The following is a 24,911-nucleotide window of genomic DNA, read 5'->3' on the forward strand; positions in this document are numbered from 1 at the left end:
CGGCTCCGTTCGGGGAGAGCATGGCTCGCGAGGGCCGCGCCGCACCGTGGGGCCGCTCGGCCACCGCGTCGAGGACGCGTTAGTAAACCACGATTCGCATCGGTCACGGTCTCGATTCGGTGTCCGGATTCTTTCGGTGCTCGTTGGGCACCACCGGAATCGCCAGTGCGGGTACGGCCGCCGAGATCGCGAACGCCGCGCCGAAGCCCACCGTCCCGATCAGTGCGCCGAAGGCGGGGCCGACGGCCGCTGCCGCGACGAACTGCGCGGTGTTCTGGATGCCCAGCGCGCGACCGCCCCAGTAGGGCCCGGCCACCTCGGCGACCGCGGTGAACGCGAGCCCGTTGGGCGAGACCGTCGTCACCGACGCGACGACGAGCAGCACGATCGCAACCGGTCCGGCGGTGAGTCCGGCGAGCGCCAGCGCAGCCATCGACACGACCACGGCGACGGTGACGATCCGCAGCGGTCGCATCCGGCTCCCGACACGGTCCGACCAGACTCCGACGGCGACGCGACTCGCGGCGCCGAGGAACTGGGCGGCGGTGACGACGAGGCCGGCCGCGGACTCCGCCCAGCCACGCTCCGTCACGAGCCACACCAGCGCATATGTCCACACCACGTACTGGGGTACCACCAGCAGGACCGACGCGGCGTGGATGCGTTGCAGGACCGTGCTGCCGCGGTACGGGTTTCCGAGCAGTCCCTGCGCCTCGGCGTCGCCGCGTTCCGGCCTGGGCGGGTCGGCGATGCCGATCGCGCAGGCGACCGCTGCGATCGCGCACGCGGCGGCGGGGAACGCCAGTGCCCATCCGACTCCGTGATCGCGGGCGACGACGGGGATCGTCATCGCGGCCAGCGCGACCCCGAGCGGGATCGACATCTGGCGGATTCCCATCGCGAGGCCGCGACGGTCGGGCGGGAACCATCCGACCACGACGCGCCCACTGGCCGAGTTCGCGGACGAGGCCGCTGCGCCTGCCAGTGCGAGCAACACCGCCAGCGCCCCCGACGTGGCACCTGCCGAGGCGGCGAATGCCGCTGCCGCGGTTGCGACTGCGGCGAGAGCCGGTCCGACGGCCAGGACGATCCGCTCGCCGTGGCGGTCGGCGACGGCACCCCAGGCGACGAGGCCGAACACCACTCCGAACACGGGAGCCGAGGCGAGCGTGCCCGCCTGGGCGAGGCTCATCCCCGACTGCTCGTGCAGCGTCGGAATCAGGAAGGCGGTTCCGTTCACGAGGACCGCTTGCGCCGCCTGTGCGAGCACGCCGAGGGCGAGGATCGTCCAACGGCGAGTGGTGCCTGCGGTGACGGTCGCGGTGCTGGTCATGTGAATCACGGTAGGCCGAGTTCCCAATCAGTGATAATTGAATCTCATAATATGGAACAGCGCTAGGATTCCGACATGCGCCTAGGTCGAATCGCAAGCCCGGACGGGGTCGCCTTCGTGTCCATCGAGGGGGAGGGGGACGCACGCACCGCGCGGGAGATCGCCGAGCATCCCTTCGGTACGCCGACGTTCACGGGCCGGAGCTGGCCGCTCGCCGACGTGCGACTGCTCGCACCGATCCTGGCGAGCAAGGTGATCTGCATCGGCAAGAACTACGCGGCGCACGCGGCCGAGATGGGCGGCGAGGCGCCCGAGGAGCCGGTCATCTTCCTCAAGCCCAACACCTCGATCGTCGGGCCCGGCGCGCCGATCGTGCTGCCCCCGTCGTCGAACGAGGTGCACTTCGAGGGTGAGCTCGCCGTCGTCATCGGCCGCCCGTGTAAGGACGTGCCTGCGGCGAAGGCCCTCGACGTCGTCCTCGGATACACCGTTGCGAACGACGTGTCCGCCCGCGACCACCAGCGTCAGGACGGGCAGTGGACCCGGGCCAAGGGTCACGACACCTTCTGCCCGCTCGGTCCCTGGATCGAGACCACGCTCGACGCGTCCGGCGTCGAGATCAGCACCGAGGTGGGCGGCGAGGTCAAGCAGCGCAGTCGCACTTCCCTTCTGCTGCACGACATTCCGAAGATCATCGAGTGGGTCTCCGCGGTGATGACCCTGCTCCCGGGCGACGTGATCCTCACCGGGACGCCGGAAGGCGTCGGGCCGATCGTCGCCGGTGACACCGTCGAGGTCACGGTCGAGGGCATCGGCACACTGAGCAACCCGGTCGTCGCGAAAGGCTGATTCGGGCGCGGTCGCCGGGCGGGGGAGGACTAATCTGGGGTGGATCCCCTGACAACCTCGACCCAAGTGAGCCATGACCACCAGCGAAGTGCGCGTCCGTTTCTGCCCGTCCCCGACCGGAACCCCGCACGTCGGGCTCGTCCGCACCGCCCTGTTCAACTGGGCGTACGCGCGGCACCACGGCGGCAAGTTCGTCTTCCGCATCGAGGACACCGATGCCGCCCGTGATTCCGAGGAGTCGTACCAGGCGATCCTCGACGCCCTGCGCTGGCTCGGTCTGACCTGGGACGAGGGACCCGAGATCGGCGGGCCGTACGAGCCCTACCGACAGTCCCAGCGCCGTGATCTGCATCTCGACGTCGTGGCGAAGCTGCTCGAGGCGGGCGAGGCGTACGAGTCGTTCTCGACCCCCGAGGAGGTCGAGGCGCGGCACAAGGCGGCCGGCCGCGACCCGAAGCTGGGCTACGACAACTTCGACCGGGATCTGACGCCGGAGCAGCGGCAGGCCTACCTGGACGAGGGTCGCGCGGCCGTGGTGCGGCTGCGGATGCCCGACCACGACCTCACCTGGGTCGACCTCGTGCGAGGCGAGACGACGTTCAAGGCCGGGACGGTGCCCGACTTCGCCCTGACCCGCGGCAACGGCATCCCGCTCTACACCCTCGTCAATCCGGTCGACGACGCATTGATGAAGATCACCCACGTGCTCCGCGGCGAGGACCTGCTCTCGTCGACGCCGCGGCAGCTCGCGCTGTACGAGGCGCTCCAGCGCATCGGTGTCGCCGACTTCACACCGCAGTTCGGCCACCTGCCGTTCGTGATGGGGCAGGGCAACAAGAAGCTGTCCAAGCGGGACCCCGAGTCCAACCTGTTCATCCACCGCGACCGCGGTTTCATCCCCGAGGGACTCCTCAACTACCTAGCGCTGCTGGGCTGGAGCATCGCCGACGACCACGATGTGTTCTCGCTCGACGAGATGGTCGCCGCGTTCGACATCGCCAAGGTGAACTCGAACCCGGCCCGGTTCGACCAGAAGAAGGCCGACGCCATCAACGCCGAGCACATTCGGCTTCTCACTGCCGCCGACTTCTCGTCCCGGTTGCGCGCCTACCTGGTCGCTCACGGCCACCCGGTGGACGCGTTGAGCCCCGAGCAGTTCGCTGTCGCAGCCGACCTCGTGCAGACGCGGATCGTGGTCCTGTCCGACGCCTGGGACCTCCTGAAGTTCCTCTTCCTGCCGAGCGGCGAGTTCGAGATCGATCCCGCGGCGGCCGCCAAGAATCTGGGCGCGGATGCCGCACCCGTCCTCGACGCCGCCCTGTCGGCGCTCGATGCACTGGAGGCGTGGTCCACGGCGGACATCGAGGAGTCGCTCAAGGTCGCACTGATCGACGGGCTCGAACTCAAGCCGCGCAAGGCGTTCGCGCCGGTGCGGGTTGCGGTGACCGGATCGCACATCAGCCCGCCGCTCTACGAATCGATGGAACTTCTGGGTCGGGAGACCACGATGGCTCGACTGCGGGACGCACGCGCGAACCTCGCCTGATCATCGTCAGGGGGCCGCTTTCGGCCCCCTGACCAGGCGATTTGGAGGACTACGGGTGGGCTTTGCTATTGTTCTCCTCGGTTCGAACGACGGCCTCCGCCTCACCGCGAAGGATGTCGGGACAAGCCATTGGGGTATGGTGTAATTGGCAACACAGCTGATTCTGGTTCAGCCATTCTAGGTTCGAGTCCTGGTACCCCAGCGGAAATCCGGTGAAGTTCGCGGACGACATGTCGTCCCGGAAGATCCGGATCGCCATGCAGTACACGGCACGTTCCCTGGCCCCGTCGTCTAGCGGCCTAGGACGCCGCCCTCTCAAGGCGGTAGCGCGGGTTCGAATCCCGTCGGGGCTACCACGGAGAGCGTGCCACATCTGTGATCGGGCGGGTTGGACATCGAGCCGACCACCACGATCACGTCCTGGCCCCGTCGTCTAGCGGCCTAGGACGCCGCCCTCTCAAGGCGGTAGCGCGGGTTCGAATCCCGTCGGGGCTACGAACAGAAAGACCCTCCGGTTCTCACCGGAGGGTCTTTCTGTTGTGTGGCGACGACGTTCGATCAGCCGCTCTTGCGCCGGAACTCGCGCTTGTGGTCGGCCGGGCCGTGTGTCTCGTGCACCTTCGAGTCGCCCGCCGGCGCGTTGCCGTGCATCGAGTGCTGATGGTTCTTGCGTTCGAGCGCTTCCCTGAACTGTTCCTTGATGTGTTCGCTCTCGGATTCGGTCACGATGCGTTCCTCCTGGATCTGTCGAGTCCGTTCGGTTGGTCGCATCGTGACCGTACCCCGGCCGTCGGCCGTTCGTCGTGCGGTTTTCGGCGAGCTAGAGGTACTGCGCCGTGCTGCCGCTGATCGGCATCGACGGAATTCCCAGCTTGCGGTGGTCCCACGATCGGACCCGGTCGGCTTTCACCCGGACGGCGACACGCTTGTTCGCCATCATCTCGATCGCCGGATCGGCGTCCTTCGTGTAGGGACCGGTGTAGCGCTCCCACACGCTGACGCAGACCGCCCAGAGTGCGTCGTGGTCGTCGACGATCTCGGCGGTGCCCTCGAACGACACCCCGCGGAGCGTGTCGTAGGTGTGCCCGTCCTCGATCATGACCGTGATCCGGTTGTCGCGACGCAGGTTGACGACCTTCTGGGCCTTGGCCTTCGTCTCGAACCAGATCTCGCCGTCGACGATCGCGTACCACATCGCGATCAGGTGCGGAGTGCCGTTCGGGCCGATGGTCGCCATCGTGGCGACCCGGCTCTGCTGGATGAAGTCGGAGATCTCGGTGTCCGTCATCGTGATCTGCGATCGCTGGTTGGTGCCCACTGCGGCGCCCTGCCTTTCGGGTGTGCTGGAACGTGTTCCACTACGCACTGTGCCACGGCAGGGCTGCCCGGTCGACGACGACGGGATTTCTTACAGCCGCTTGTGCAGTGCCTCCGCGGCAGCGAGGAGATCCGCCGCCCAGCGGGCGCCCGGTCGTCGGCCCATGCGGTCGATCGGTCCCGACACCGAGATCGCCGCGACGACCGCGCCGGTCCGGTCGCGCACCGGTGCCGCGACGCTCGCGACGCCCGGTTCGCGTTCGGCGGCGCTCTGCGCCCAGCCGCGCTTGCGCACCTCGGCGAGAACCCGATCGCTGAAGAGTGCGTCGGGCAGGACCGATCGCTGAACCTGAGCATCCGCCCATGCGAGCAGCACCTTGGCGCCGGAGCCGGCGGTCATCGGCAGTCGAGCACCGACCAGGACGGTGTCGCGGAGCCCGGTCGGCGGTTCCATCGCGGCGATGCACACCCGCTGCAAGCCTTCGCGGCGGTACAACTGGACGCTCTCGCCGGTGATCTCGCGCAGCCGCGGCAACACCATTGCAGCGGCCTCGAGGAGATTGTCGTTCGCGGTGGGCGCCAGGTCGGCGAGACCCGGTCCGGTGCGCCACAGGCCGTCGGCGTCCCTCGCGAGGAGCCGGTGCACCTCGAGGCCGACGGCGAGCCGGTGTGCCGTTGCCCGCGGCAGTCCGGTTCGGGCACAGAGCTCTCCGAGATTGCACGGCGACTCGGCGACGGCGTGCAGAACCGTCATGGCCTTGTCCAGAACCCCGATTCCGCTGGTAACCGCCGGAGCGCTATGATTTCTCATAGATCGGATACTAGCGTCTCGCATTGTGGGATCAAAGTTCGAGGTGTGACCGGGGTGCGGTGGATGATGGACATCGGACCTCGCAGGACCAGCCCGTAGTCCGCGAGGAACGTGCCGCTCGCGCGGCAGCAAACCTGTGCCGCTCCCGGGTGAGCGACGAATCACGAAGAGGTGGAGAACATGGCCAGCAGAGGGCGCACCCTGGCGGAGAAGGTCTGGGACGAGCACGTCGTCGTGCGAGGCGAGGGCGAGGGAGCCTCGCGCGAGCCCGACCTGATCTACATCGACCTGCACCTCGTGCACGAGGTGACCAGTCCCCAGGCGTTCGACGGACTTCGCCTCGCGGGTCGGCCGCTGCGCCGTCCCGACCTGACGATCGCTACCGAGGACCACAACGTCCCGACCGTCGACATCGACAAGCCGATCGCCGACCCGGTGTCCCGACTGCAGGTGGACACGTTGCGGCGCAACTGCGAGGAGTTCGGTGTCCGGTTGCACCCGATGGGTGATCTCGAGCAGGGCATCGTGCACGTCGTCGGTCCCCAGCTCGGACTGACCCAGCCCGGAATGACCGTCGTGTGCGGAGACAGCCACACCTCGACGCACGGCGCGTTCGGTTCCATCGCAATGGGAATCGGCACGAGCGAGGTCGAGCACGTGATGGCGACGCAGACGCTGTCGCTGCGTCCGTTCAAGACGATGGCGATCAACGTCGCGGGCGAACTGCCCGACGGGGTCACGAGCAAGGACCTGATTCTCGCGGTCATCGCCAAGATCGGTACCGGTGGTGGACAGGGTTACGTCCTGGAGTACCGGGGCGAGGCGATCCGCACGCTGTCCATGGAAGCGCGAATGACGATCTGCAACATGTCGATCGAGGCGGGCGCTCGCGCAGGCATGATCGCGCCCGACGAGACGACCTACGAGTTCATCAAAGGTCGCCCGCACGCTCCGACCGGCGCCGACTGGGACGCGGCAGTCGCCGCGTGGAACGAGTTGAAGACCGACGACGACGCGGTTTTCGACGCAGAGGTGGACATCGACGGATCCGCGCTGACTCCGTTCGTCACCTGGGGCACCAACCCGGGCCAGGGCGCTCCGCTCGGTGCGTCCGTGCCGGTGCCGGCCGAGATCGCCGACGAGAGCGAGCGTGCCGCGGCCGAGAAGGCGCTCGCCTACATGGGCTTGGAGGCGGGAACCCCGCTGCGTGAGGTCCCGGTCGACACGGTCTTCGTCGGATCCTGCACGAACGGCCGGATCGAGGACCTGCGGGCGGTTGCCGGAGTCCTCAAGGGCCGCAAGGTTGCCGACGGCGTGCGAATGCTGGTCGTTCCGGGGTCCATGCGCGTGCGTGCGCAGGCCGAGGACGAGGGTCTCGGCGAGATCTTCACGGCGGCAGGCGCCGAGTGGCGGCAAGCCGGCTGTTCGATGTGCCTGGGAATGAACCCGGACCAGCTCGCCCCCGGTGAGCGGTCGGCCTCCACCTCGAACCGCAACTTCGAAGGACGACAGGGCAAGGGCGGTCGCACCCATCTGGTTTCGCCGCTCGTCGCAGCGGCGACCGCGGTGCGCGGAACGCTGTCGGCGCCGTCCGACCTCGACTAGACATTCGTCACTCAGGAGGAGAATTTCGATGGAAGCCTTCACCACTCACAAGGGCATCGGCGTCCCGCTGCGGCGTTCGAATGTCGACACCGACCAGATCATCCCCGCGGTCTACCTCAAGCGGGTGACCCGAAGCGGTTTCGAGGACGGCCTGTTCGCCGGCTGGCGCACCGATCCCGGCTTCATTCTCAACACCGAGCCCTACGACAAGGGCACTGTGCTCGTCGCCGGGCCGGACTTCGGAACCGGGTCGTCGCGCGAGCACGCGGTGTGGGCGCTGTCCGACTACGGATTCCGGGTCGTGATCTCGTCGCGGTTCGCCGACATCTTCCGCGGGAACGCGGGCAAGGCCGGTCTGCTCGCCGCTCAAGTCGAGCAGTCGGACGTGGAACTGCTGTGGAAGGCGCTCGAGGAGCAGCCCGGTCTGGAAATTGTCGTGGATCTCACGTCGCGGACGGTGAGCGCCGGAACTTTGGTGGTGCCGTTCACCATTGACGACTACACGAGGTGGCGTCTGCTCGAGGGTCTGGACGACATCGGATTGACGTTGCGGCAGGTAGAGGCGATTTCCGAGTACGAAAAGTCAAGGCCGTCTTGGAAACCTGTAACCTTGCCTGCGCGCGTTGCCGGGGTTGACTCGTAGGGGCGCTAAGCACATTGGGAACCGGAAGCGGGTTGCCACGCCGATGAGAAAGGCATGAGAATTGGCGTGGCACATAGACTCTTGCCCGTTTCCGGTTTACCGTGTTTGATAGTCGGTCCGTCAATGGGCCATTGGTTTGCGGAGGAATCATCCAATGAACAAAGCAGAGCTCATTGATCAGCTGACCGAAAGGTTGGATTCGGATCGACGCAGCGCGACCGACGCGGTCGAGCACATCGTCGACATCATCGTCCGCGCGGTCCACGCCGGAGAGAACGTCACCATCACCGGATTCGGTGTCTTCGAACAGCGTCGGCGTGCGGCCCGTGTCGCTCGTAACCCGCGCACCGGTGAGACGGTGAAGGTCAAGCCGACGTCGGTGCCCGCCTTCCGTCCCGGCGCCCAGTTCAAGGCCGTCATCGCAGGCAAGCAGAAGCTGCCGGCCTCCGGTCCGGCAGTGAAGCGTGGTTCGGCTGCTGCGGCTCCGGCGAAGCGTGCCGCGGCCAAGAAGACCGCAGCGAAGAAGGCTGCGCCCGCGAAGAAGACGGTGGCGAAGGCCGCACCGGTGAAGAAGGCCACCACGGCGCGGAAGACCACCGCGACCAAGGCGACCGCGGCGAAGAAGACCACCGCCACGAAGGCGACCGCGGCGAAGAAGACCACGGCCACCAAGGCTGCACCGGCCAAGAAGACCACGGCCACCAAGGCAACCCCGGCGAAGAAGACCACGGCGGCGAAGAAGACCACCGCCACCAAGGCTGCACCGGCCAAGAAGACCACCGCCACGAAGGCGACCGCGGCGAAGAAGACCACGGCCGCCAAGAAGGCAGCGCCCGCGAAGAAGGCTCCGGCCAAGAAGGCGCCCGCGAAGAAGACCACCGCCCGCAAGCGGTAGTCAGCGAGCTACGAGAGAGGGTGTCGACGGGAAACCGTCGACACCCTCTCTTCGCGTCTGCGGCGGAACATGCCGCCCGACGACGTCACACCTCGGGTAGTGCGCTGTCGATGTGGTGGGCATCCACGAGGATCCCGCCGGACAGCGACAGCACCCATGTGCTGCCCTTCCGGTTCCGCGCCGGCGGCAGCGTGATTCCGTCACGTTCGGCCCACCACTGCAACAGGTCCGGGATGACCTTGCCCTGGCTGCAGATCACCTGCACCCCGCCGCGTGCCGCGATCTTCCTGACGAGGGCCTGCGCGCTCGCCGGGTCCTCCCGGTACGCCTCCTCGCTCAGTGCGGGCTCGAGTGCGATCTCGGCGCCGATGTCCCGGGCCAGCGGCTCCACCGTCTGTACACAGCGAGTTCGGTCGGCGGAGTGGATCTCGGTGGCCCCGAAGGCCCGTAGCAGCGCCGACAATCCCTCCGCCTGCGCTCGACCGGTCTTGTCCAACGGTCTGGTGGTGTCGTCGCCCTTGTAGGCGCTGCGACGACCGGCCTTGGCGTGCCGGACCACCAGCACGGTGGACGTGTCGGCGGGAGCCTGGAGGAAGCGCCGCAACACCTTCTCGTCGACCTGGTACGACAACGCCCCCGTCAACGCGTCCGGAGACATCCAGCGCAACTCGTCGACCTCGTCGTTGGGCACGAACTCGCCGTGCCGCGCTTCCGCTGCCCAGTAGTCGACCCGCTTGCGGCGGCGATGCCCCGGAACGAGATAGGAGACGCGCGCGACGTGCCGCCCCAACTGGACCCGCATCCCCGTTTCCTCCTCGACCTCCCGCCTCGCTGCCACGACGGGGATCTCGCCGGGGTCGAGCTTCCCCTTCGGGAACGACCAGTCGTCGTACTTGGGCCGGTGGATGAGCGCGATCTCGATGTCGTACGGATCCGTCGGGGACTTGCGCCACAGAACGGCGCCGGCCGCGAAGATGTTCGCCTTCACCGCGGGCGACTTCTGGTTGGAGTGATCCGATTTCGAGCTCACGGGGGCCTCCTGCGTTGCCGTTCCTACGCCCCGCTGGTCCGGCGGCTGCGGATCATTTCCTCCTGGTGCTCGCGCACCCTTTCGCCGCGGGCGGGCGACGCCGCCCAGTGCCCGTCCTCCTGGAGCACCCAGCAGCGAGTCGTGGGATCGAGTGCGGACTCGAAGCTCCAGTCGAGCTGCCGCGTCAGCCGCGGGTCCTTGACCTGAGCCATCACCTCGACGCGACGGTCGAGGTTGCGGTGCATCATGTCGGCGCTGCCGATCCAGAACTCGTTGGCACCGGCGAAGTGCAGGATGCGCGAGTGCTCGAGGAACCGGCCCAGAATAGAGCGCACCTCGATGTTCTCGCTCAGCCCGGGCACCCCGGGGCGCAGGGCGCAGATGCCGCGGACCACGACCTGCACGGGCACACCCGCCTGCGACGCCCGGTACAACGCATCGATGACCTGTTCGTCGACCAGAGCGTTGGCCTTCAGCCGGATTCGAGCGGTCCCGCCTGCGAGCTTGTGCTCGATCTCGCCGTGGATCCGATCGATGATTCCCTGCCTGACCGAGTGTGGGGCGACGAGCAGGTTGCGGTACTCGGTCTTGCGGGAGTAGCCGGTGAGCGTGTTGAACAGGTCCGTCAGGTCGGCACCGATCTCGGGGGCCGCGGTGAGCAGTCCGACGTCCTCGTACAGTCGCGCAGTCTTCGGGTTGTAGTTGCCGGTACCGATGTGGCAGTAGCGACGGATGGTCGATCCCTCGCGCCGCACGACGAGACACGTCTTGCAGTGGGTCTTGAGGCCGACCAGTCCGTAGACCACGTGCACACCAGCCTGTTCGAGCTTGCGCGCCCACTTGATGTTGGCCTGCTCGTCGAACCGTGCCTTGATCTCGACCAGTGCGACGACCTGCTTGCCGGCCTCCGCGGCGTCGATCAACGCGTTCACGATCGGGGAGTCACCGGACGTCCGGTACAGGGTCTGCTTGATCGCGAGCACCTGCGGATCGGCGGCGGCCTGTTCGATGAACCGCTGCACGCTGGTCGAGAACGAGTCGTACGGGTGCTGCACGAGGATGTCGCCTTCGCGCAGCGTGGAGAAGACGCTCTTCGGGGTCTCCCGCTCACCGAAGGCGGGGTGCGTCGCCGGCACGAACGGAGCGTCCTTGAGATGCGGGCGGTCGACGCCGTAGACCTGCATCAGGCACGACAGGTCGAGCAGTCCGGGCACCTGGATCACGTCGCCCGGATTCACGTCCAGTTCACGCAGGAGCAGTTCGAGCATGTGCTCGGTCATGTCGTCCGCGACTTCCAGCCGGACGGGGGATCCGAAGCGGCGCCGGGCGAGTTCGCGCTCGAGTGCCTGCAGCAGATCCTCGTCGCGATCCTCCTCGACCTCGAAGTCTGCGTTGCGGGTGATGCGGAACGCGTGGTGTTCCACGATCTCCATGCCGGGGAACAACACGTTCAGGTGCGCCGCGATCAGCGCCTCCATCGGCAGGAAGGCAGGAATGCCCGACGGCGATCCGGTGCGGGTGACCCGCACGAACCGATCGACGTTGTCCGGCACCTTCACTCGGGCGAAGTGCTCGCCGCCGGTCGAGGCGTCCTTCACCGTCACCGCGAGGTTGAGACTGAGCCCACTGATGTAGGGGAACGGATGCGCAGGGTCCACCGCCAGCGGCGTGAGAACCGGGAACACCTGATCCTGGAAGTACTCCGAGAGATCGGCCGCCTCCTCGGGATCGAGGTCGGACCACCGGATGATCGAGATGCCCTCGGACCGGAGCAGGGGGAGGAGTTCCCCGAACGTGCGGGCATGCAGCTCGGCGATCTCCTGGGTTCGCTCGTTGATCAGCGCCAACTGCTCACGCGGGGTGAGGCCGTCGGCGGAGCGGACCGACAAGCCCGTCTCGTCGCGGCGCTTGAGTCCGGCGACCCGGACCATGTAGAACTCGTCGAGGTTCGAGGCGAAGATCGCCAGGAACTTCGCCCGTTCGAGCAGCGGCAGCGAAGGATCCTCGGCGAGCGCGAGCACGCGCGAGTTGAAGTCGAGCCAGCTCAGTTCGCGATTGAGGTAACGGTCGTCGGGGAGCGGGGCCACCGATCCGTCCACGGACGGCGGCGTCGCGGCGGGTGGCGCCGTCGGGATGACCGGCAGGTGGCCGACAATCGGGACCGGGACACCGGCCGATTCCTCCGCTGTCGTCGTCTGCACCGATTCGCGTCCCACGTCCTCACCGTTGTTCACTGCATGATCATCCCCCACATCGGGAGGACGGGACAATCGGACGGCGGCCTGTCGAGTGAATTCTCAACGACTGTGCGACGAACCGATGTGGTCCATCGACAACAGCGCGCGGGTCGTCGCCGGACCGGGTCCGAGCGCGATCGCGGCGGCGAGGTCGCCGGGGGTGTCGACGTCCAGCCGCAGGCCGGGCCAGTCCCCGTCCAAAGCCGTTGCACCCGAGTCGATGTGCCGTCGCGCGGAGTCGAGGCCGAAGCGGGGGTCGAGGTCGTGTGACTCGGCGATCAACGCGGACGTTCCCGTGCCGTGGTGGTCCACCACGACCGCCCGCCGCAGGGGTCGGGCCGCCGCGAGTGCGGCGGTGAGCTCGGGGCCCGACAGGCACGGGAGGTCGCCCTGCAGCGCGACGATCCGACCCGACAAGACCGTCCGTGCGGCGGCCGTGAGCACCGCGTTGAGATCGTCCCCGCCCCGATCGGGGAAGTGCGCCGCGCCGAGAGCGCCCGCGGCCGCGGCGACGACGGCGTCGGGGGTGACGACGGTGACCGCGTGGACCGCCTCGGACGAGAACGCGGCGGTCACCGTGTCCTGGACCATCGCCAGCGTCAGCGCCGCGCGCTCGTCGGCGGTCAGGGACGGGCCGAGCCGGCTCTTCGCGTGTCGCAGATCCTTGACCGCGATCAGCACATGGGCGCGCGCGGCCTGCAGGGGTGCGGGTGCGGCGCTCATGTCGGCCATCCTGCCAGCCGCGGGATCGGCCTCGTCCGCGTGGTTCGCGCGGGCCCCAACCCGAGCGGCCGGTACTAGTGTCGTCGGAAACACAGTCGGGTGGTCGGAGGGCTCATGGTGAAGGCGGCGGTACTGGGTGCGGGATCATGGGGCACGGCTTTCGCGAAGGTGCTCGCGGACGCCGGAACCGACGTCACGATGTGGGCCCGTCGGCCCGAGGTCGCCGCGGCCATCACCGACCACCACTCCAACCCGTTCTACCTCGACGGCATCGAACTCCCGTCCGCGCTGACCGCGACCAGCGACCACGCGGCGGCGCTGGACGGGGCGGACCTGGTGGTGCTCGCGGTGCCGTCGCAGTCGCTCCGGGAGAATCTCGCCGCGTGGGCGCCGCTGGTCGAACCGGATTCGACGCTGCTGTCTCTCGCGAAGGGCATCGAATCGGGCACCCTGCTGCGCATGAGCGAGGTGATCGGTGAGGTCACCGGCGCCACGGAGGACAGGATCGCGGTCCTGTCGGGACCCAACCTGGCACGGGAGATCGCGAGTGGACAGCCCTCCGCGACGGTGATCGCCTGCTCCGACCACGAGCGGGCCAAGGCCGTCCAGAAGGCTTGCGCAACAGGCTATTTCCGGCCGTACACGAACGTCGACGTGATCGGCTGCGAGATCGGTGGCGCGTGCAAGAACGTGATCGCGCTCGCCTGCGGAATGGCGTCGGGCGTCGGCTTCGGAGAGAACACCAACGCCTCGATCATCACCCGCGGCCTCGCGGAGATGATCAGGCTCGGCGTCGCGCTCGGCGCCAACCCCGCGACGCTGGCCGGGCTCGCCGGCGTCGGCGATCTCGTCGCGACCTGCTCGTCGCCGCTGTCGCGCAACCGCACCTTCGGGGCGCACCTCGGTCAGGGCGGGACACTCGCCAGCGCCCAGGCCGCCACTCACGGCCAAGTCGCCGAAGGAGTGAAGTCGTGCACGTCGGTGCGGGCGCTGGCGCAGAAGCACGGCGTCGAGATGCCGCTGACCGAGGCCGTACACCGCGTCTGCCACGAGGGACTGTCGGTTCGTGAGGCGGTCGGGCTGCTCCTCGGGCGGCGCATGAAGTCCGAGTGACGGGCGACCGGTGAGGCGTCACCTGCCGGAATGACTCCACCGGGCCCCGGCAGATAGGGTTTCCGGGTGAACAATCCTCGTACCCGGGTCGCAGTGGTCTTCGGAGGCCGCAGCAGCGAGCACTCGGTGTCCTGTGTGTCCGCCGGCAGTGTGCTCCGCAATCTCGACCCCGAGGTCTACGAGGTGGTGCCGATCGGGATCACCCACGACGGCGCCTGGGTCCTGGGCGCCTCCGACCCCGCCTCCCTGGTCATGGACGGTCGTTCGCTTCCGACGGTGGACGCCACCGGCGCCGCGCTGACCCTCACCGTGGACCCCACCCGCGCGGGCGCCGTCGTCGCGCTCGACTCCGAGCAGGCGGGCCGCGTCCTCGCCTCCGTCGACGTGGTGTTCCCCGTCCTGCACGGCGCCTACGGCGAGGACGGCACCATCCAGGGCATGCTCGAACTCGCCGGCCTGCCGTACGTCGGGCCCGGCGTCCTCGCGAGCGCCGCGGGCATGGACAAGGAGTTCACCAAGAAGCTGCTCGCCGCGGAAGGTCTGCCGGTCGGGCGCCAGGTGGTGCTGCGGCCGGGTGCCGCGACCGTGTCGCCGCAGGATCGGGAGATGCTGGGACTGCCCGTCTTCGTCAAGCCCGCACGCGGCGGCTCCTCGATCGGCATCACCCGGGTGACCAGCTGGGACGGTCTCGACGCGGCGATCGCGCACGCCCGGTCCCACGACCCCAAGGTCATCGTCGAGGCCGCGATCGTCGGCCGCGAGGTGGAATGCGGTGTCCTGGAGTTCCCCGACGGCTCCGTGCGTGCCAGTGTGGTCGCGGAGATCCGGATGCCCGAGTTCACCGACGACGACGGTGCCTTCTACGACTTCGACACCAAGTATCTCGACGACATCTGCGAGTTCGACGTCCCGGCGAAGCTCGACGACGACGTCGCCGACGAGATCCGGGCGATCGCGGTCAAGGCGTTTGCCGCCCTCGACTGCCAGGGCCTGGCGCGTGTCGACTTCTTCGTCACCGACAACGGTCCCGTCATCAACGAGATCAACACGATGCCCGGATTCACGTCGATCTCGATGTTCCCGCGCATGTGGGAGGCTGCGGGCGTCGACTATCGCGCGCTGGTCTCGACGCTGGTCGACACCGCCCTGGCGCGCGGTACCGGCCTGCGCTGACCGTCAGGAACCGGGCGCCGGTGTGACCGGGGGCGCTGTGATCGCGGGCAGCGGAGCCGGGTCGATCGGCTTCGCCTCGAGCGCACCCGCGACCGCGGCGGACGCGTCCTGGATCGGCGTCGGCCCCAGACCGTGCGGAACGGTGATCGCGACGTAGACTCCGCGGTCGACGGCGAACCACGTACTCGCGTCGACGCCGTCACCTCCGGGGATCTCCAGCCACTGCACACCGTCCACGAGCTGCAGCGCGCTCGCGGCGTCGAACTCGACCGGCCGGTCCAGGCCGCACCGCAGGACGATCTCCTGCGCGTCGACGGACTGCCAGGCCGCGGCCCCTTCGGGCGCCGGATCGACGAGGTCGGCGCGCTCGAAGTCGCCCAGCTTCTCCGGGAGCGAGTCGATCAGTGCCGTGCACTCGGGCGACGTCGCAGCCGGTGCGGGCACCGATCCCAGTGCGACCGGCTCCAGGGTGGGGTTTCGGTTCGCGAGGACCGCGGCGACGACGATGCCGACGACCATCGCGACCGGCAACGCGACCGCCGCGGCGATCAGGGCGGGGCTGCGACGGGTGTCCGCCTCGGCGGACGGGGTGTTCTGAGACGCGGAGGTGTTCTCGGGCTCGGGGCTGTTCACGGTGCTGTTCTGTGCCGTTTCGTTCGCTGGGTCGGACCGGTCGGGGGAGTCACGCCGGTGTGGGGACCTCGCACATGAGGGTCCGGGTGATGCCGGCGACCTGCCGGATTCCGGCGACGACCGGTGACAGCCCGGAGTCGGTTCGCCCGTCGATGCGTGCGACGACGTCGTAGGGGCCGACGACGTCCTCCGCGGTGAGGACGCCCGGCAGTTGCCGGATCCGCTCGGCGATGGTCGTGGCCTTGCCCACCTCGGTCTGGATCAGGATGTATGCCTGCGCCACCGAAGGTCCCTTCCCGGCAGAGTGCGTCGCGGCCTCGGTAGAGTCGCGATGGCCCTGGTCCGTAGTTCTCGGCCGGGTCGATTCCCGGTCGCGTCCCCAGGGTACCGCGACCGAACCGGACGAAAGGCTCGTCATCGACACACCCGACTCCGCCGGGGATTCCCGTCCTCCGGCCGATGCCACCGTCGCGGAACTCGGCGAGTTCGCCGTGATCGACAGGGCGGTGACCGGTCGAGATCAGCCCGACACCACCCTGCTGGGGCCGGGTGACGACGCCGCGGTCGTGCGGGCTGCAGACGGCCGCGTGGTGGCGTCCTCGGACATGCTCGTGCAGGGCAGGCATTTTCGGCTGGACTGGTCGACACCCGAGCAGATCGGGCGGAAGGCGGTGGCGCAGAACGGTGCCGACATCGCCTCGATGGGGGCTTGGCCCACAGCGTTTCTCGTCTCGCTCGGCTGCCCGCCGGACACACCTGTCGCGATGCTCGACGCCCTCACCGACGGAATCTGGGCCGAAGCCGAGTGTCTCGGTGCGGGGGTCGTCGGCGGTGACACGGTGCAGTCCGATCAGATCGTGCTGTCGATCACGGTCCTCGGTGATCTCCGTGGACGCGATGCGGTGCTGAGGTCGACGGCAACGGCGGGAGACCAGGTGGCCGTGGCGGGTCGCCTCGGATGGTCGGCGGCCGGGCTCGCGGTTCTCGCCGCGGACATCGGTGGCCACGCAGAAGTGATTGCCGCGCACCAGGTTCCGGAACCCCCGTATGGAAGCGGACCGGTCGCGGCCGAGGCGGGCGCGACATCCATGACGGACATCTCGGACGGCCTGCTCGCCGATCTCGGTCACATCTGCGCCGCATCGGGCGTGCGGATGGACCTCGAACCCGCGGCGCTCGAACCGGATCCGCTGCTGGTTGCCGCGGCGGCTGCTCTCGGGGACGATGCGGTCGTGTGGGTGCTGACCGGCGGCGAGGACCATGCGCTGGCGGCCACGTTCCCTTCCGGCGCGGAACTCCCCGACGGCTGGCGGCGGATCGGTGTCGTGTTGCCCGACGCGGGCACCGGAGCAGGCGGGACGGCCGCACGTGGTGCGGGTGTCCTCGTCGGCGGTCGCGAATGGACCGGCGCCGCGGGCTGGGAGAGCTTCGGCGCCAATCTGTCCGGATAGTGTGCACCCATGCCGACCCACACAAGGAGCACCTGATGTCGCCGCGTCCGCTGACCGATCTCGTCGACCCCGGCTGGGCGGCGGCGCTCGAGCCGGTCGCCGGCCGGATCTCCGAGATGGGGGAGTTCCTGCGCGCGGAGGTCGCCGCCGGTCGCGGATACCTGCCCTCCGGTGACAACGTGCTGCGCGCCTTCACGCAACCGTTCGACGACGTCCGCGTGCTGGTCGTCGGCCAGGACCCCTACCCGACGCCGGGCCACGCAGTCGGGCTGAGCTTCTCGGTCGCGCCGGACGTCCGGCCGGTACCGCGGAGCCTGTCGAACATCTACACCGAACTCGGAACCGACCTCGGGTTGCCGACACCGTCGAACGGCGACCTCACTCCGTGGGCACAGCAGGGCGTCCTGTTGCTGAACAGGGTCCTGACCGTGCAGCCCGGCCAGGCCGCGTCACACCGCCGCAAGGGCTGGGAGGAGGTCACCGAGCAGGCGATTCACGCCCTGGTGGCCCGCACCGATCCGAGCGGCGCCCCCCGGCCGCTCGTCGCGATCCTGTGGGGTCGCGACGCGGCGACGTTGAAGCCGATGCTCGGTGACACGCCGTACGTGGAGTCCGCGCACCCCTCGCCGCTGTCCGCCTCCCGTGGCTTCTTCGGGTCCAAGCCGTTCAGCCGGGTGAACGAGCTCCTCGGGGAGATGGGCGAGAAGCCCGTGGACTGGCGTCTGCCCTGATCGTCCTCGCCTACCCCCTGGCATGAACGGAACCGTTCACTCGATCGGTTCGACCGAACGGTTCCGTTCATGCCGGCGGGGAGGGTCAGCGGGTGGCGCGGAAGTCGGGGCGGCGCTTCTCGACAAACGCGTCGACGCCCTCGCGACCGGTCGGGCCCGCGGCGGCGGCCGAGATGGACGCGGCCTCGGCGTCCAGCTGATCCGACAGCGACGAATCGCCGGACCGGGCGAGCAGTGCCTTGATGCTCGCGTACGACGACGTCGGGCCGTCGGCGAGTCCGGCAGCCACTCGAAGTGCCTCCGTCTGCACCTCGTCGTCGGCGACGAGCCGGCTGAGGAGGCCGAGGCGCACGGCCTCGTCCGCGTCCACGACGGCGTCGGTGAGGATGAGCTCGCTCGCCTTTCGGGTGCCGACGATGCGCGGCAGGGTGAAGGACATGCCACCGTCGGGGGACAGGCCGACGCCGGGGTACGCCGCACGCATCTTCGTCGACTGCCCGCCGATCGCGATGTCGGCGGCGCACACCAGACTCATTCCAGCGCCCGCGGCCCATCCCTGGACGGCTGCGACGACCGGGACGGTGGTGGCGGCGAGCAGTCGGACGAAGTCGTGCAACCGGTGGGCGACGTCCAGGACGTACGCGCCGCGATCGGGGGCGCTCGCGAAGTCGCGGACGTTGCCGCCCGCGCAGAAGTTCGCGCCCTCTCCGACGAGCAGCACCGCTCCGGCGCGGATCTCGCCCGCCGTGAGTGCGCGGAGCGCGGCGGTGCCCTCGTCCACGCAGTCGAAGTCGAGTGAGGTGCCCTTGCCTGCGGTCGCGACTGCGATCCGGAGGACGTCGCCGTCGAGACGGACGAACCTGTAGGTGTCGAGTGAAGTCACCCCTAGCACCTTATCCGGGCGCCGGGATCGTTTGCGCCACAGCCTCCCACGGGCTGGGACTGCACAGAAAAGGCCGATGCCCCGGCACCGTGAGGTGCCGGGGCATCGGTGAACTTCGATACGAAGATCAGCCGCGAACGACCTTGCCTGCCTTGAGGCAGGAGGTGCACACGTTGAGCTTCTGACGCGTACCGGATCCGACCTGGGCCCGGACAGTCTGAATGTTCGGGTTCCAGCGACGGTTGGTACGCCGGTGCGAGTGCGAGACCGACTTACCGAAGCCGGGTCCCTTGGCGCATACGTCGCAGACGGCAGCCATAGTCGCGAACTCCTTGATGTGATGCGGATGGATTCTGTCGCGGGCACGGAACACTGGTGTCCCCCGTGCCAGGCAACCCTGCCAGATTAGCCGGAACACTGCCGAATGACCAAACCGGTGGTGAGAGACACTTCGCGGTGAGCGGGCCGACAGCCCCTGCGGCTAATCTTGCGGCACCGACAATACCGAAGAAGGGCGGAGGGACGGAACCGAGGTGCTCGAGGCGCTGCAGAAGGTCGACGGTGAGGCGCTGCGTCGCTGGGCCGGTGTCTGTGTCGACGGCCTGACCAGCCGCTGCGAGGACATCAATCGCCTCAACGTGTTCCCCGTGCCCGATTCGGACACCGGCACCAACCTCCTGTTCACCATGCGCGCCGCCGCCGAGTCGGCAGAGTCGGCCGACGGGTCCGTCGCCGACGTCGCGGCCGCGCTGGCCCGGGGAGCCGTGGCGGGAGCCCGCGGCAACTCCGGGGTCATCCTGTCGCAGGTGCTGCGGGGCATCGCCGACGTCGCACGGCTCGGCCACCTCGACGCGACTTCGGTGCGCGCCGCGCTCGACCAGGCCGCCGTCCTCGCGACGGACGCGATCAGCATCCCCGTCGAAGGCACCATCGTCACCGTGCTCCGTCATGCCGCGGCGGCTGCGGGGGCATGCCCCCGGGACACGGATCTCGCCGGCGTCGTGTCCGCCGCCGCGGCGGGTGCGGTCGACGCCCTGGCCAGGACGCCGTCACAGCTCGCCGAGCTGGGCCGGGCCGGAGTGGTCGACGCCGGGGGACTCGGACTCGTCGTGATCCTCGACGCCCTGGTCGGGGTGATCACCGGAGTCACGCCGGACCGCTCCGGGCTCGCGCTGGTCGCGCAGGTGGAGGTGCACCCCGACGCCCACCGCGATCGTTCCGACCAGGACCGTCACCATCGCGACCACCACGACTGCCAGGGCGGGCACGTCGCGCAGGACGCGCAGCACACACTCGACTACGAGGTCATGTACCTCGTCGCCGACACCGACGAGACCCGCATCGCGGTACTCCGCACGCGCCTCGGCGAGGTGGGGGACTCGGTGATCGTGGTCGGGGACGGCGACGGATCGTGGTCGGTGCACGTGCACTGCCACGACGCGGGCGCCGCGGTCGAAGCGGGACTCGCGGCAGGTCGGGTCCACGGCATCCGGATCGACTGCTTCGCTCTCGACCTCGTCCGCGGGGACACCGGTTCGGCGATGTCGGTGCCGGGTCGCCGCTGCGTTCTCGCGGTCGTGTCGGGCGACGGCGCGGCCGAACTCTTCGCGTCCGAGGGTGCCGAGGTGTTGCGCAGCGACGAGCAGGTCACACCCGAGGTGCTCCTCGACGCGATCCGCAGACTGAGCTGCACCGAGGTGCTCGTCATGCCGAACGGCGCCCTGCCCGCCCAGGAACTGCTGACGGTCGGCGCACTGGCTCGCGAGGACCACCGGTCGGTGCTGTTGCTGCCGACCTCGTCCATGGTGCAGGGACTGGCCGCGCTCGCCGTCCACGACACGAGACGGCCCGCCGTCGACGACGGGTTCGCGATGTCCGAGGCGGCGGCGTCGACACGGTGGGGATCGGTCCGGGTCGCGGAGGAGCGGTCGCTGACCCTCATGGGCACCTGCGAGGCGGGCGACGGCCTCGGGCTGATCGGACACGAGGTCGTGGTCATCGCGGGTGACGCCGCCGACGCCGGCCGCCGGCTGCTCGACCAGGTGCTCGGGGTGGGCGGCGAGCTGGTGACGCTGCTGCTCGGCGCAAAGGCGACCGACGAACTGGCGAACGCGCTCGCCGACCACGTGGCTCACCGCCATCCGGGTGTCGAAGTGCTGGTCTACCCCGGGGGACAGGACACCGACCTCGTCCAGGTCGGTGTGGAGTGACCGTCGAGGTGGCGCCGGCGAGTCCTCGGCACCGCTGAGCGTCGGTGCCGGGGAGTAGGACTGTGTCTGTGAACGGAGAAGCGAACCCATGGCATCGCTGAGCGACCGCCTCGACCACCTGCTCGGCGTGAAGGCGGCCGAGCCGCTCGCGGCGGACTTCGACATCACCACGGTCGAGGATCTGCTTCGGCACTACCCGCACCGCTATGCCACACAGGGCGCGGAACTCGGCGACACGCGGCCCCCCGAGGGTGCCCACATCACGATGGTCGCGACCGTCGTGAAGGCGGACGTCGTCTCGTTCAAGAGTCGCAGCGGCAAGATGCTCCGCACCGTGCTCTCCTCCGACACGCAGCGCGTCGAGGCGACGTTCTTCAACCCGCACAAGGTCGCGCACGCGATCAAGCCCGGTGTCAGGGCGATGTTCTCCGGCACCGCGAAGTACTTCCGTGAGCAGTTGCAGCTCACCCACCCGAGCTATCTGATCCTCCCGACCGGCGACGGGGAGCCAACCGTCGGTGGTCGGGTCCGTGGGTCCGGCGAACTCGCAGGGATGGCGCGCAGCACGCAGGGCGCCGACTCCGGGATCGACATGGAGATCTTCGACCGCGAGCTGATCCCGATCTATCCGTCGACCCGGGACGTGGAGACCTGGACGATCGCACGATGCGTGCGGCAGGTGCTCGACCAGCTCGACGTCGTCCCCGACCCACTGCCCGAGGCGACCCGCCGGGAGCTGGACCTGATCGACCTCGACGAGGCTCTGCGCCTCGTGCACCAGCCCGAGTCGAAACGGGACGTCGACCGCGCCCGGGAGCGGCTGCGGTTCGACGAGGCGTTGGCGTTGCAGCTGGTGCTCGCGCAGCGCAGGCACGCCGTGGACGAGCGGGTCGCGCCGTCCTGCCCGCCCCACGCGGACGGACTGGCAGCCGCGTTCGACGCCGAGTTGCCGTTCACTCTCACCGACGGCCAGCTCGCGGTCGCGGAGGAGATCTCGGCGGACCTCTCGCGCCCGCACCCGATGAACCGGCTCCTGCAGGGCGAGGTGGGCTCGGGCAAGACCATCGTCGCGTTGCGGGCGATGCTCCAGGTGATCGACTCGGGCAGGCAGTGTGCGCTCCTCGCGCCCACCGAGGTACTGGCCGCCCAGCACGCCCGCTCGATGCGGAAGATGCTCGGCAGCCTCGCCACGGCTGGGGAGCTCGGCGCGGCCGAGCACGCAACCCGCATCGCCCTGCTGACCGGCTCGATGACCGTCGGGCAGAAGCGTGCCGCGCTCAACGAGACGCTGGTCGGCGATGCGGGCATCGTCATCGGTACCCATGCCCTCATCCAGGACAACGTCGAGTTCTTCGACCTGGGCATGATCGTCGTCGACGAGCAGCACCGGTTCGGCGTCGAGCAGCGTGACGCCCTGCGGGGCAGAGCGCGCGACGGTTCCAGCCCGCACGTCCTGGTGATGACCGCGACCCCGATTCCCCGCACCATCGCGATGACCGTGCTCGGCGACCTGGAAACGTCCACGCTCCGGGAGCTACCGCGGGGGCGGTCGCCGATCGTCAGCAACGTCGTGTCGGCCTCCGAGAAGCCGGCCTGGGTGGACCGGGCGTGGGCCCGGATCTGCGAGGAGGTCGCGGAGGGACGGCAGGCGTACGTCGTCTGCTCCCGGATCGGCGACGGTGACGACGAGGGGGACGGCGACCCGGGCGACCTCGACCTGGACGACTTCTTCACCGCCGGCACCGGGTCCGAACAGGTCGCCCAGCCGAAGAAGGCCAAGGCCCCGGGCAAGGCGAAGGCGAAGAAGCAGGGCGAGGCGCCCCAGACGGCCGCCGCGGTCGCGGTGTACGAGCAGCTGCAGGTCGGGCCGCTGTCGTCGGTCCGGGTGGGGCTGCTGCACGGCAGGCTGCCGTCGGACGAGAAGGACGCGGTCATGGCCGCGTTCAACGCGGGTGACATCGACGTCCTGGTGTGTACGACCGTCGTCGAGGTCGGCGTCGACGTGCCGAACGCGACCGTCATGGTGATCCTCGACGCCGACCGCTTCGGTGTCAGCCAGCTGCATCAGCTGCGCGGCCGCGTCGGTCGCGGCGCCCACCAGGGCCTCTGCATTCTCATCACGGCGTCGCGTCCCGAGTCGCCGCCGCACCGGCGGCTGACCGCGGTCGCCGGCACGAACGACGGATTCGAACTGGCGCAACTCGACCTCGCGCAGCGCCGTGAGGGCGATGTCCTCGGGGTCGCGCAGTCGGGTACGACGACGACACTGCGGCTCCTGTCGCTGCTCGACCACGAGGACGTCATCGAGACCGCGCGGTCGTTGGCGCACCGTGTGGTTGCGGAGGATCCGGGTCTGGCGAACCATCCGGGGCTGGCGTCGATGGTGACCGCGGGTCTCGACGCCGAGGGCGTCCGATATCTGGAAAAGTCGTAGGCCCAGGTCGGAGCCATGCGACCGAACCCGTGCGGTCCGCTCGCTCCGATCGCCGGTAGCGTGCGGAGGGCCGTGCCTCGCCGAGAGGAGGCAGGCGAAGCAGGAGGCGAACCGAGTCGTGAGTGATGACCTGTCCGATCTGCGCGCGGAACTCGCCGCGATCGAGAAGCGGGTCGCCCGCGAGTTCGCCGCGGGCCGCCGGGGACGCGCGCTCGCCGCGGTGATCGTGGTGCTCACCGTCGGACTGTTCCTCCCGCACGCCGGTTCGGTGTCGGGGTGGGCGGCGCTCGTCGGTGTCACGGGTGCGGGCCAGGTGGCCACGCCGGTTCCGCTGCGGCTGTTCGTTCTGTTCGTGCTCGTGTTCGGCATCGCTCTGTCGACGGTGGCCCTCGTGACGCGACGGTGGATTCTCGCTCAGGCGGCGGTGATGGGGACGGCCGTCGGCGCCGTGTTCGGCATGCTGGGCTATTGGTCGCAGCAGAGTCTGCCGCCGGCACTGCGCCCCGCGGGATTCGAATACGGACTCCTGCTCACGTGGCTTTCGATGGCGTTGCTCAGCGCGTTGTGGATACCGGTCGTGGCGGGTCGTTCCAACATCATGGCGGGCCCGGCGCGGTAGTCCCGGTTCGGTCGCTCGGACGGGCGTACCCGCAGCTCACGGGGGGTGACGTGGTCTTGTGAGGCGGGCCCCGGTAGCGTGCTGCATCGTTACAGGTGGTCGTTTGTGCGGGTATTTCCCGAATACTGGTACGCGACGCCCCGGACGGCGCGAACGCAAAGGTAGTTTTCAGGAATGTTCTCAAAAGTTCTGGTTGCCAATCGTGGTGAGATCGCCATCCGAGCATTCCGTGCCTCCTACGAGCTGGGCGCGGGAACCGTCGCCGTTTTCCCGTACGAGGACCGCAATTCGGTCCACCGGTTGAAGGCGGACGAGTCCTACCAGATCGGTGAGGAAGGGCACCCGGTTCGGGCGTACCTGTCGGTGAACGAGATCGTCGCCGCCGCGAAGAAGGCCGGCGCGGACGCGATCTACCCGGGCTACGGCTTCCTGTCCGAGAACCCCGACCTGGCCGCTGCGTGCGCGGCGGAGGGCATCGCCTTCGTCGGCCCGTCGGCCGAGGTCCTGGAGTTGACCGGCAACAAGGCGCGGGCGATCGCGGCGGCGAAGGCGGCCGGTCTGCCGGTGCTGGCGTCGTCGGAGCCGTCCTCCGACGTGGACACCCTGCTTGCCGCGTCGGAGAGCATGGAGTTCCCGATCTTCGTGAAGGCCGTTGCCGGTGGTGGTGGTCGCGGT

24 protein-coding genes and 3 tRNA genes are annotated in these 24,911 nt (G+C 69.0%); 16 read left to right on the forward strand and 11 right to left on the reverse strand.

Features of this window, described 5'->3' with window-relative positions:
- Nucleotides 1-103: 103 nt before the first annotated feature.
- Nucleotides 104-1,333 (reverse strand): MFS transporter, encoded by a 1,230-nt coding sequence (locus ACFSJG_RS03560; protein ID WP_378483833.1) that lies wholly within the window; start codon nucleotides 1,331-1,333, stop codon nucleotides 104-106.
- Nucleotides 1,334-1,408: 75 nt separating this feature from the next.
- Here ACFSJG_RS03560 and ACFSJG_RS03565 point away from each other — a divergent pair, with 75 nt between their 5' ends.
- From ACFSJG_RS03565 to ACFSJG_RS03585, 5 genes are all read left to right on the forward strand, one after another.
- Nucleotides 1,409-2,182, forward strand: a complete 774-nt coding sequence (locus ACFSJG_RS03565) for a fumarylacetoacetate hydrolase family protein (RefSeq protein ID WP_378483834.1) — start codon at nucleotides 1,409-1,411, stop codon at nucleotides 2,180-2,182.
- A gap of 73 nt (nucleotides 2,183-2,255) precedes the next feature.
- Nucleotides 2,256-3,728, forward strand: coding sequence for a glutamate--tRNA ligase (gltX, locus tag ACFSJG_RS03570; protein ID WP_378483835.1), 1,473 nt, complete (start codon nucleotides 2,256-2,258; stop codon nucleotides 3,726-3,728).
- Nucleotides 3,729-3,858: 130 nt separating this feature from the next.
- A tRNA-Gln gene (locus ACFSJG_RS03575) sits at nucleotides 3,859-3,930 on the forward strand.
- A 78-nt stretch (nucleotides 3,931-4,008) separates the two neighbouring features.
- Nucleotides 4,009-4,084, forward strand: a tRNA-Glu gene (locus ACFSJG_RS03580).
- 66 nt (nucleotides 4,085-4,150) lie between these two features.
- A tRNA-Glu gene (locus ACFSJG_RS03585) sits at nucleotides 4,151-4,223 on the forward strand.
- 63 nt (nucleotides 4,224-4,286) lie between these two features.
- Here ACFSJG_RS03585 and ACFSJG_RS03590 read toward each other — a convergent pair.
- From ACFSJG_RS03590 to ACFSJG_RS03600, 3 genes are all read right to left on the reverse strand, one after another.
- Nucleotides 4,287-4,454, reverse strand: coding sequence for a DUF5302 domain-containing protein (locus tag ACFSJG_RS03590; RefSeq protein ID WP_378483836.1), 168 nt, complete (start codon nucleotides 4,452-4,454; stop codon nucleotides 4,287-4,289).
- A 94-nt stretch (nucleotides 4,455-4,548) separates the two neighbouring features.
- A complete protein-coding gene (locus ACFSJG_RS03595) occupies nucleotides 4,549-5,046 on the reverse strand; it encodes a pyridoxamine 5'-phosphate oxidase family protein (protein ID WP_378483837.1) in 498 nt (165 codons plus the stop codon).
- 90 nt (nucleotides 5,047-5,136) lie between these two features.
- Complete coding sequence (locus tag ACFSJG_RS03600) at nucleotides 5,137-5,856, reverse strand: IclR family transcriptional regulator (protein ID WP_378483838.1); 720 nt, start codon at nucleotides 5,854-5,856, stop codon at nucleotides 5,137-5,139.
- Nucleotides 5,857-6,027: 171 nt separating this feature from the next.
- Between ACFSJG_RS03600 and leuC the strand changes: the two genes are divergently transcribed.
- The 3 genes from leuC (at nucleotide 6,028) to ACFSJG_RS03615 (ending at nucleotide 8,999) form a co-directional block, all read left to right on the forward strand.
- On the forward strand, nucleotides 6,028-7,461 hold the full coding sequence (gene leuC / locus ACFSJG_RS03605; protein ID WP_378483839.1) for a 3-isopropylmalate dehydratase large subunit: 1,434 nt from the start codon (nucleotides 6,028-6,030) through the stop codon (nucleotides 7,459-7,461).
- A 28-nt stretch (nucleotides 7,462-7,489) separates the two neighbouring features.
- Nucleotides 7,490-8,104: a 3-isopropylmalate dehydratase small subunit gene (gene leuD / locus ACFSJG_RS03610; protein WP_378483840.1), complete on the forward strand. Its 615-nt coding sequence runs from the start codon at nucleotides 7,490-7,492 to the stop codon at nucleotides 8,102-8,104.
- Nucleotides 8,105-8,258: 154 nt separating this feature from the next.
- Nucleotides 8,259-8,999 carry an HU family DNA-binding protein gene (locus tag ACFSJG_RS03615; protein ID WP_378483841.1) on the forward strand — a complete coding sequence of 247 codons (741 nt, stop codon included), beginning with the start codon at nucleotides 8,259-8,261 and terminating at the stop codon, nucleotides 8,997-8,999.
- Nucleotides 9,000-9,084: 85 nt separating this feature from the next.
- On the opposite strand, the gene ACFSJG_RS03620 is transcribed toward ACFSJG_RS03615, so the two are convergent.
- The 3 genes from ACFSJG_RS03620 to cofC form a co-directional block, all read right to left on the reverse strand.
- Nucleotides 9,085-10,029 (reverse strand): NUDIX hydrolase, encoded by a 945-nt coding sequence (locus ACFSJG_RS03620; RefSeq protein WP_378483842.1) that lies wholly within the window; start codon nucleotides 10,027-10,029, stop codon nucleotides 9,085-9,087.
- Nucleotides 10,030-10,052: 23 nt separating this feature from the next.
- The gene (locus ACFSJG_RS03625; protein ID WP_378483859.1) at nucleotides 10,053-12,185 is read right to left on the reverse strand and encodes an RNA degradosome polyphosphate kinase; all 2,133 of its coding nucleotides are present in this window, start codon (nucleotides 12,183-12,185) and stop codon (nucleotides 10,053-10,055) included.
- Nucleotides 12,186-12,326: 141 nt separating this feature from the next.
- Nucleotides 12,327-12,989: a 2-phospho-L-lactate guanylyltransferase gene (cofC, locus tag ACFSJG_RS03630; RefSeq protein WP_378483843.1), complete on the reverse strand. Its 663-nt coding sequence runs from the start codon at nucleotides 12,987-12,989 to the stop codon at nucleotides 12,327-12,329.
- 114 nt (nucleotides 12,990-13,103) lie between these two features.
- Between cofC and ACFSJG_RS03635 the strand changes: the two genes are divergently transcribed.
- Both ACFSJG_RS03635 and ACFSJG_RS03640 read left to right on the forward strand, forming a co-directional pair.
- Complete coding sequence (locus tag ACFSJG_RS03635) at nucleotides 13,104-14,102, forward strand: NAD(P)H-dependent glycerol-3-phosphate dehydrogenase (RefSeq protein WP_378483844.1); 999 nt, start codon at nucleotides 13,104-13,106, stop codon at nucleotides 14,100-14,102.
- Nucleotides 14,103-14,168: 66 nt separating this feature from the next.
- Complete coding sequence (locus ACFSJG_RS03640; RefSeq protein ID WP_378483845.1) at nucleotides 14,169-15,275, forward strand: D-alanine--D-alanine ligase family protein; 1,107 nt, start codon at nucleotides 14,169-14,171, stop codon at nucleotides 15,273-15,275.
- A 3-nt stretch (nucleotides 15,276-15,278) separates the two neighbouring features.
- On the opposite strand, the gene ACFSJG_RS03645 is transcribed toward ACFSJG_RS03640, so the two are convergent.
- Together ACFSJG_RS03645 and ACFSJG_RS03650 are read right to left on the reverse strand one after the other, a co-directional pair.
- Nucleotides 15,279-15,908: a DUF3515 domain-containing protein gene (locus tag ACFSJG_RS03645; protein ID WP_378483846.1), complete on the reverse strand. Its 630-nt coding sequence runs from the start codon at nucleotides 15,906-15,908 to the stop codon at nucleotides 15,279-15,281.
- 49 nt (nucleotides 15,909-15,957) lie between these two features.
- A complete protein-coding gene (locus ACFSJG_RS03650) occupies nucleotides 15,958-16,191 on the reverse strand; it encodes an Lrp/AsnC ligand binding domain-containing protein (protein WP_378483847.1) in 234 nt (77 codons plus the stop codon).
- A 223-nt stretch (nucleotides 16,192-16,414) separates the two neighbouring features.
- Between ACFSJG_RS03650 and ACFSJG_RS03655 the strand changes: the two genes are divergently transcribed.
- Together ACFSJG_RS03655 and ACFSJG_RS03660 are read left to right on the forward strand one after the other, a co-directional pair.
- On the forward strand, nucleotides 16,415-17,359 hold the full coding sequence (locus ACFSJG_RS03655) for a thiamine-phosphate kinase (RefSeq protein ID WP_378483848.1): 945 nt from the start codon (nucleotides 16,415-16,417) through the stop codon (nucleotides 17,357-17,359).
- Nucleotides 17,360-17,394: 35 nt separating this feature from the next.
- On the forward strand, nucleotides 17,395-18,090 hold the full coding sequence (locus tag ACFSJG_RS03660) for a uracil-DNA glycosylase (protein WP_378483849.1): 696 nt from the start codon (nucleotides 17,395-17,397) through the stop codon (nucleotides 18,088-18,090).
- Between the two features lie 85 nt (nucleotides 18,091-18,175).
- Here the strand turns inward: ACFSJG_RS03660 and ACFSJG_RS03665 are convergent, their stop codons facing one another.
- Together ACFSJG_RS03665 and rpmB are read right to left on the reverse strand one after the other, a co-directional pair.
- Complete coding sequence (locus ACFSJG_RS03665) at nucleotides 18,176-18,973, reverse strand: enoyl-CoA hydratase/isomerase family protein (protein WP_378483850.1); 798 nt, start codon at nucleotides 18,971-18,973, stop codon at nucleotides 18,176-18,178.
- A 127-nt stretch (nucleotides 18,974-19,100) separates the two neighbouring features.
- Complete coding sequence (rpmB, locus tag ACFSJG_RS03670; RefSeq protein ID WP_378483851.1) at nucleotides 19,101-19,292, reverse strand: 50S ribosomal protein L28; 192 nt, start codon at nucleotides 19,290-19,292, stop codon at nucleotides 19,101-19,103.
- A gap of 214 nt (nucleotides 19,293-19,506) precedes the next feature.
- Between rpmB and ACFSJG_RS03675 the strand changes: the two genes are divergently transcribed.
- The 4 genes from ACFSJG_RS03675 to ACFSJG_RS03690 form a co-directional block, all read left to right on the forward strand.
- Nucleotides 19,507-21,183 (forward strand): DAK2 domain-containing protein, encoded by a 1,677-nt coding sequence (locus tag ACFSJG_RS03675; RefSeq protein WP_378483852.1) that lies wholly within the window; start codon nucleotides 19,507-19,509, stop codon nucleotides 21,181-21,183.
- Nucleotides 21,184-21,271: 88 nt separating this feature from the next.
- A complete protein-coding gene (gene recG / locus ACFSJG_RS03680) occupies nucleotides 21,272-23,617 on the forward strand; it encodes an ATP-dependent DNA helicase RecG (RefSeq protein WP_378483853.1) in 2,346 nt (781 codons plus the stop codon).
- 118 nt (nucleotides 23,618-23,735) lie between these two features.
- On the forward strand, nucleotides 23,736-24,236 hold the full coding sequence (locus ACFSJG_RS03685) for an Rv2732c family membrane protein (protein ID WP_378483854.1): 501 nt from the start codon (nucleotides 23,736-23,738) through the stop codon (nucleotides 24,234-24,236).
- A 174-nt stretch (nucleotides 24,237-24,410) separates the two neighbouring features.
- On the forward strand, nucleotides 24,411-24,911 hold a 501-nt coding region (locus tag ACFSJG_RS03690; RefSeq protein ID WP_378483855.1), incomplete at its 3' end, for a biotin carboxylase N-terminal domain-containing protein.

The organism is Rhodococcus gannanensis (genome assembly GCF_042681175.1).
GTDB lineage: Bacteria > Actinomycetota > Actinomycetes > Mycobacteriales > Mycobacteriaceae > Rhodococcus_G > Rhodococcus_G gannanensis.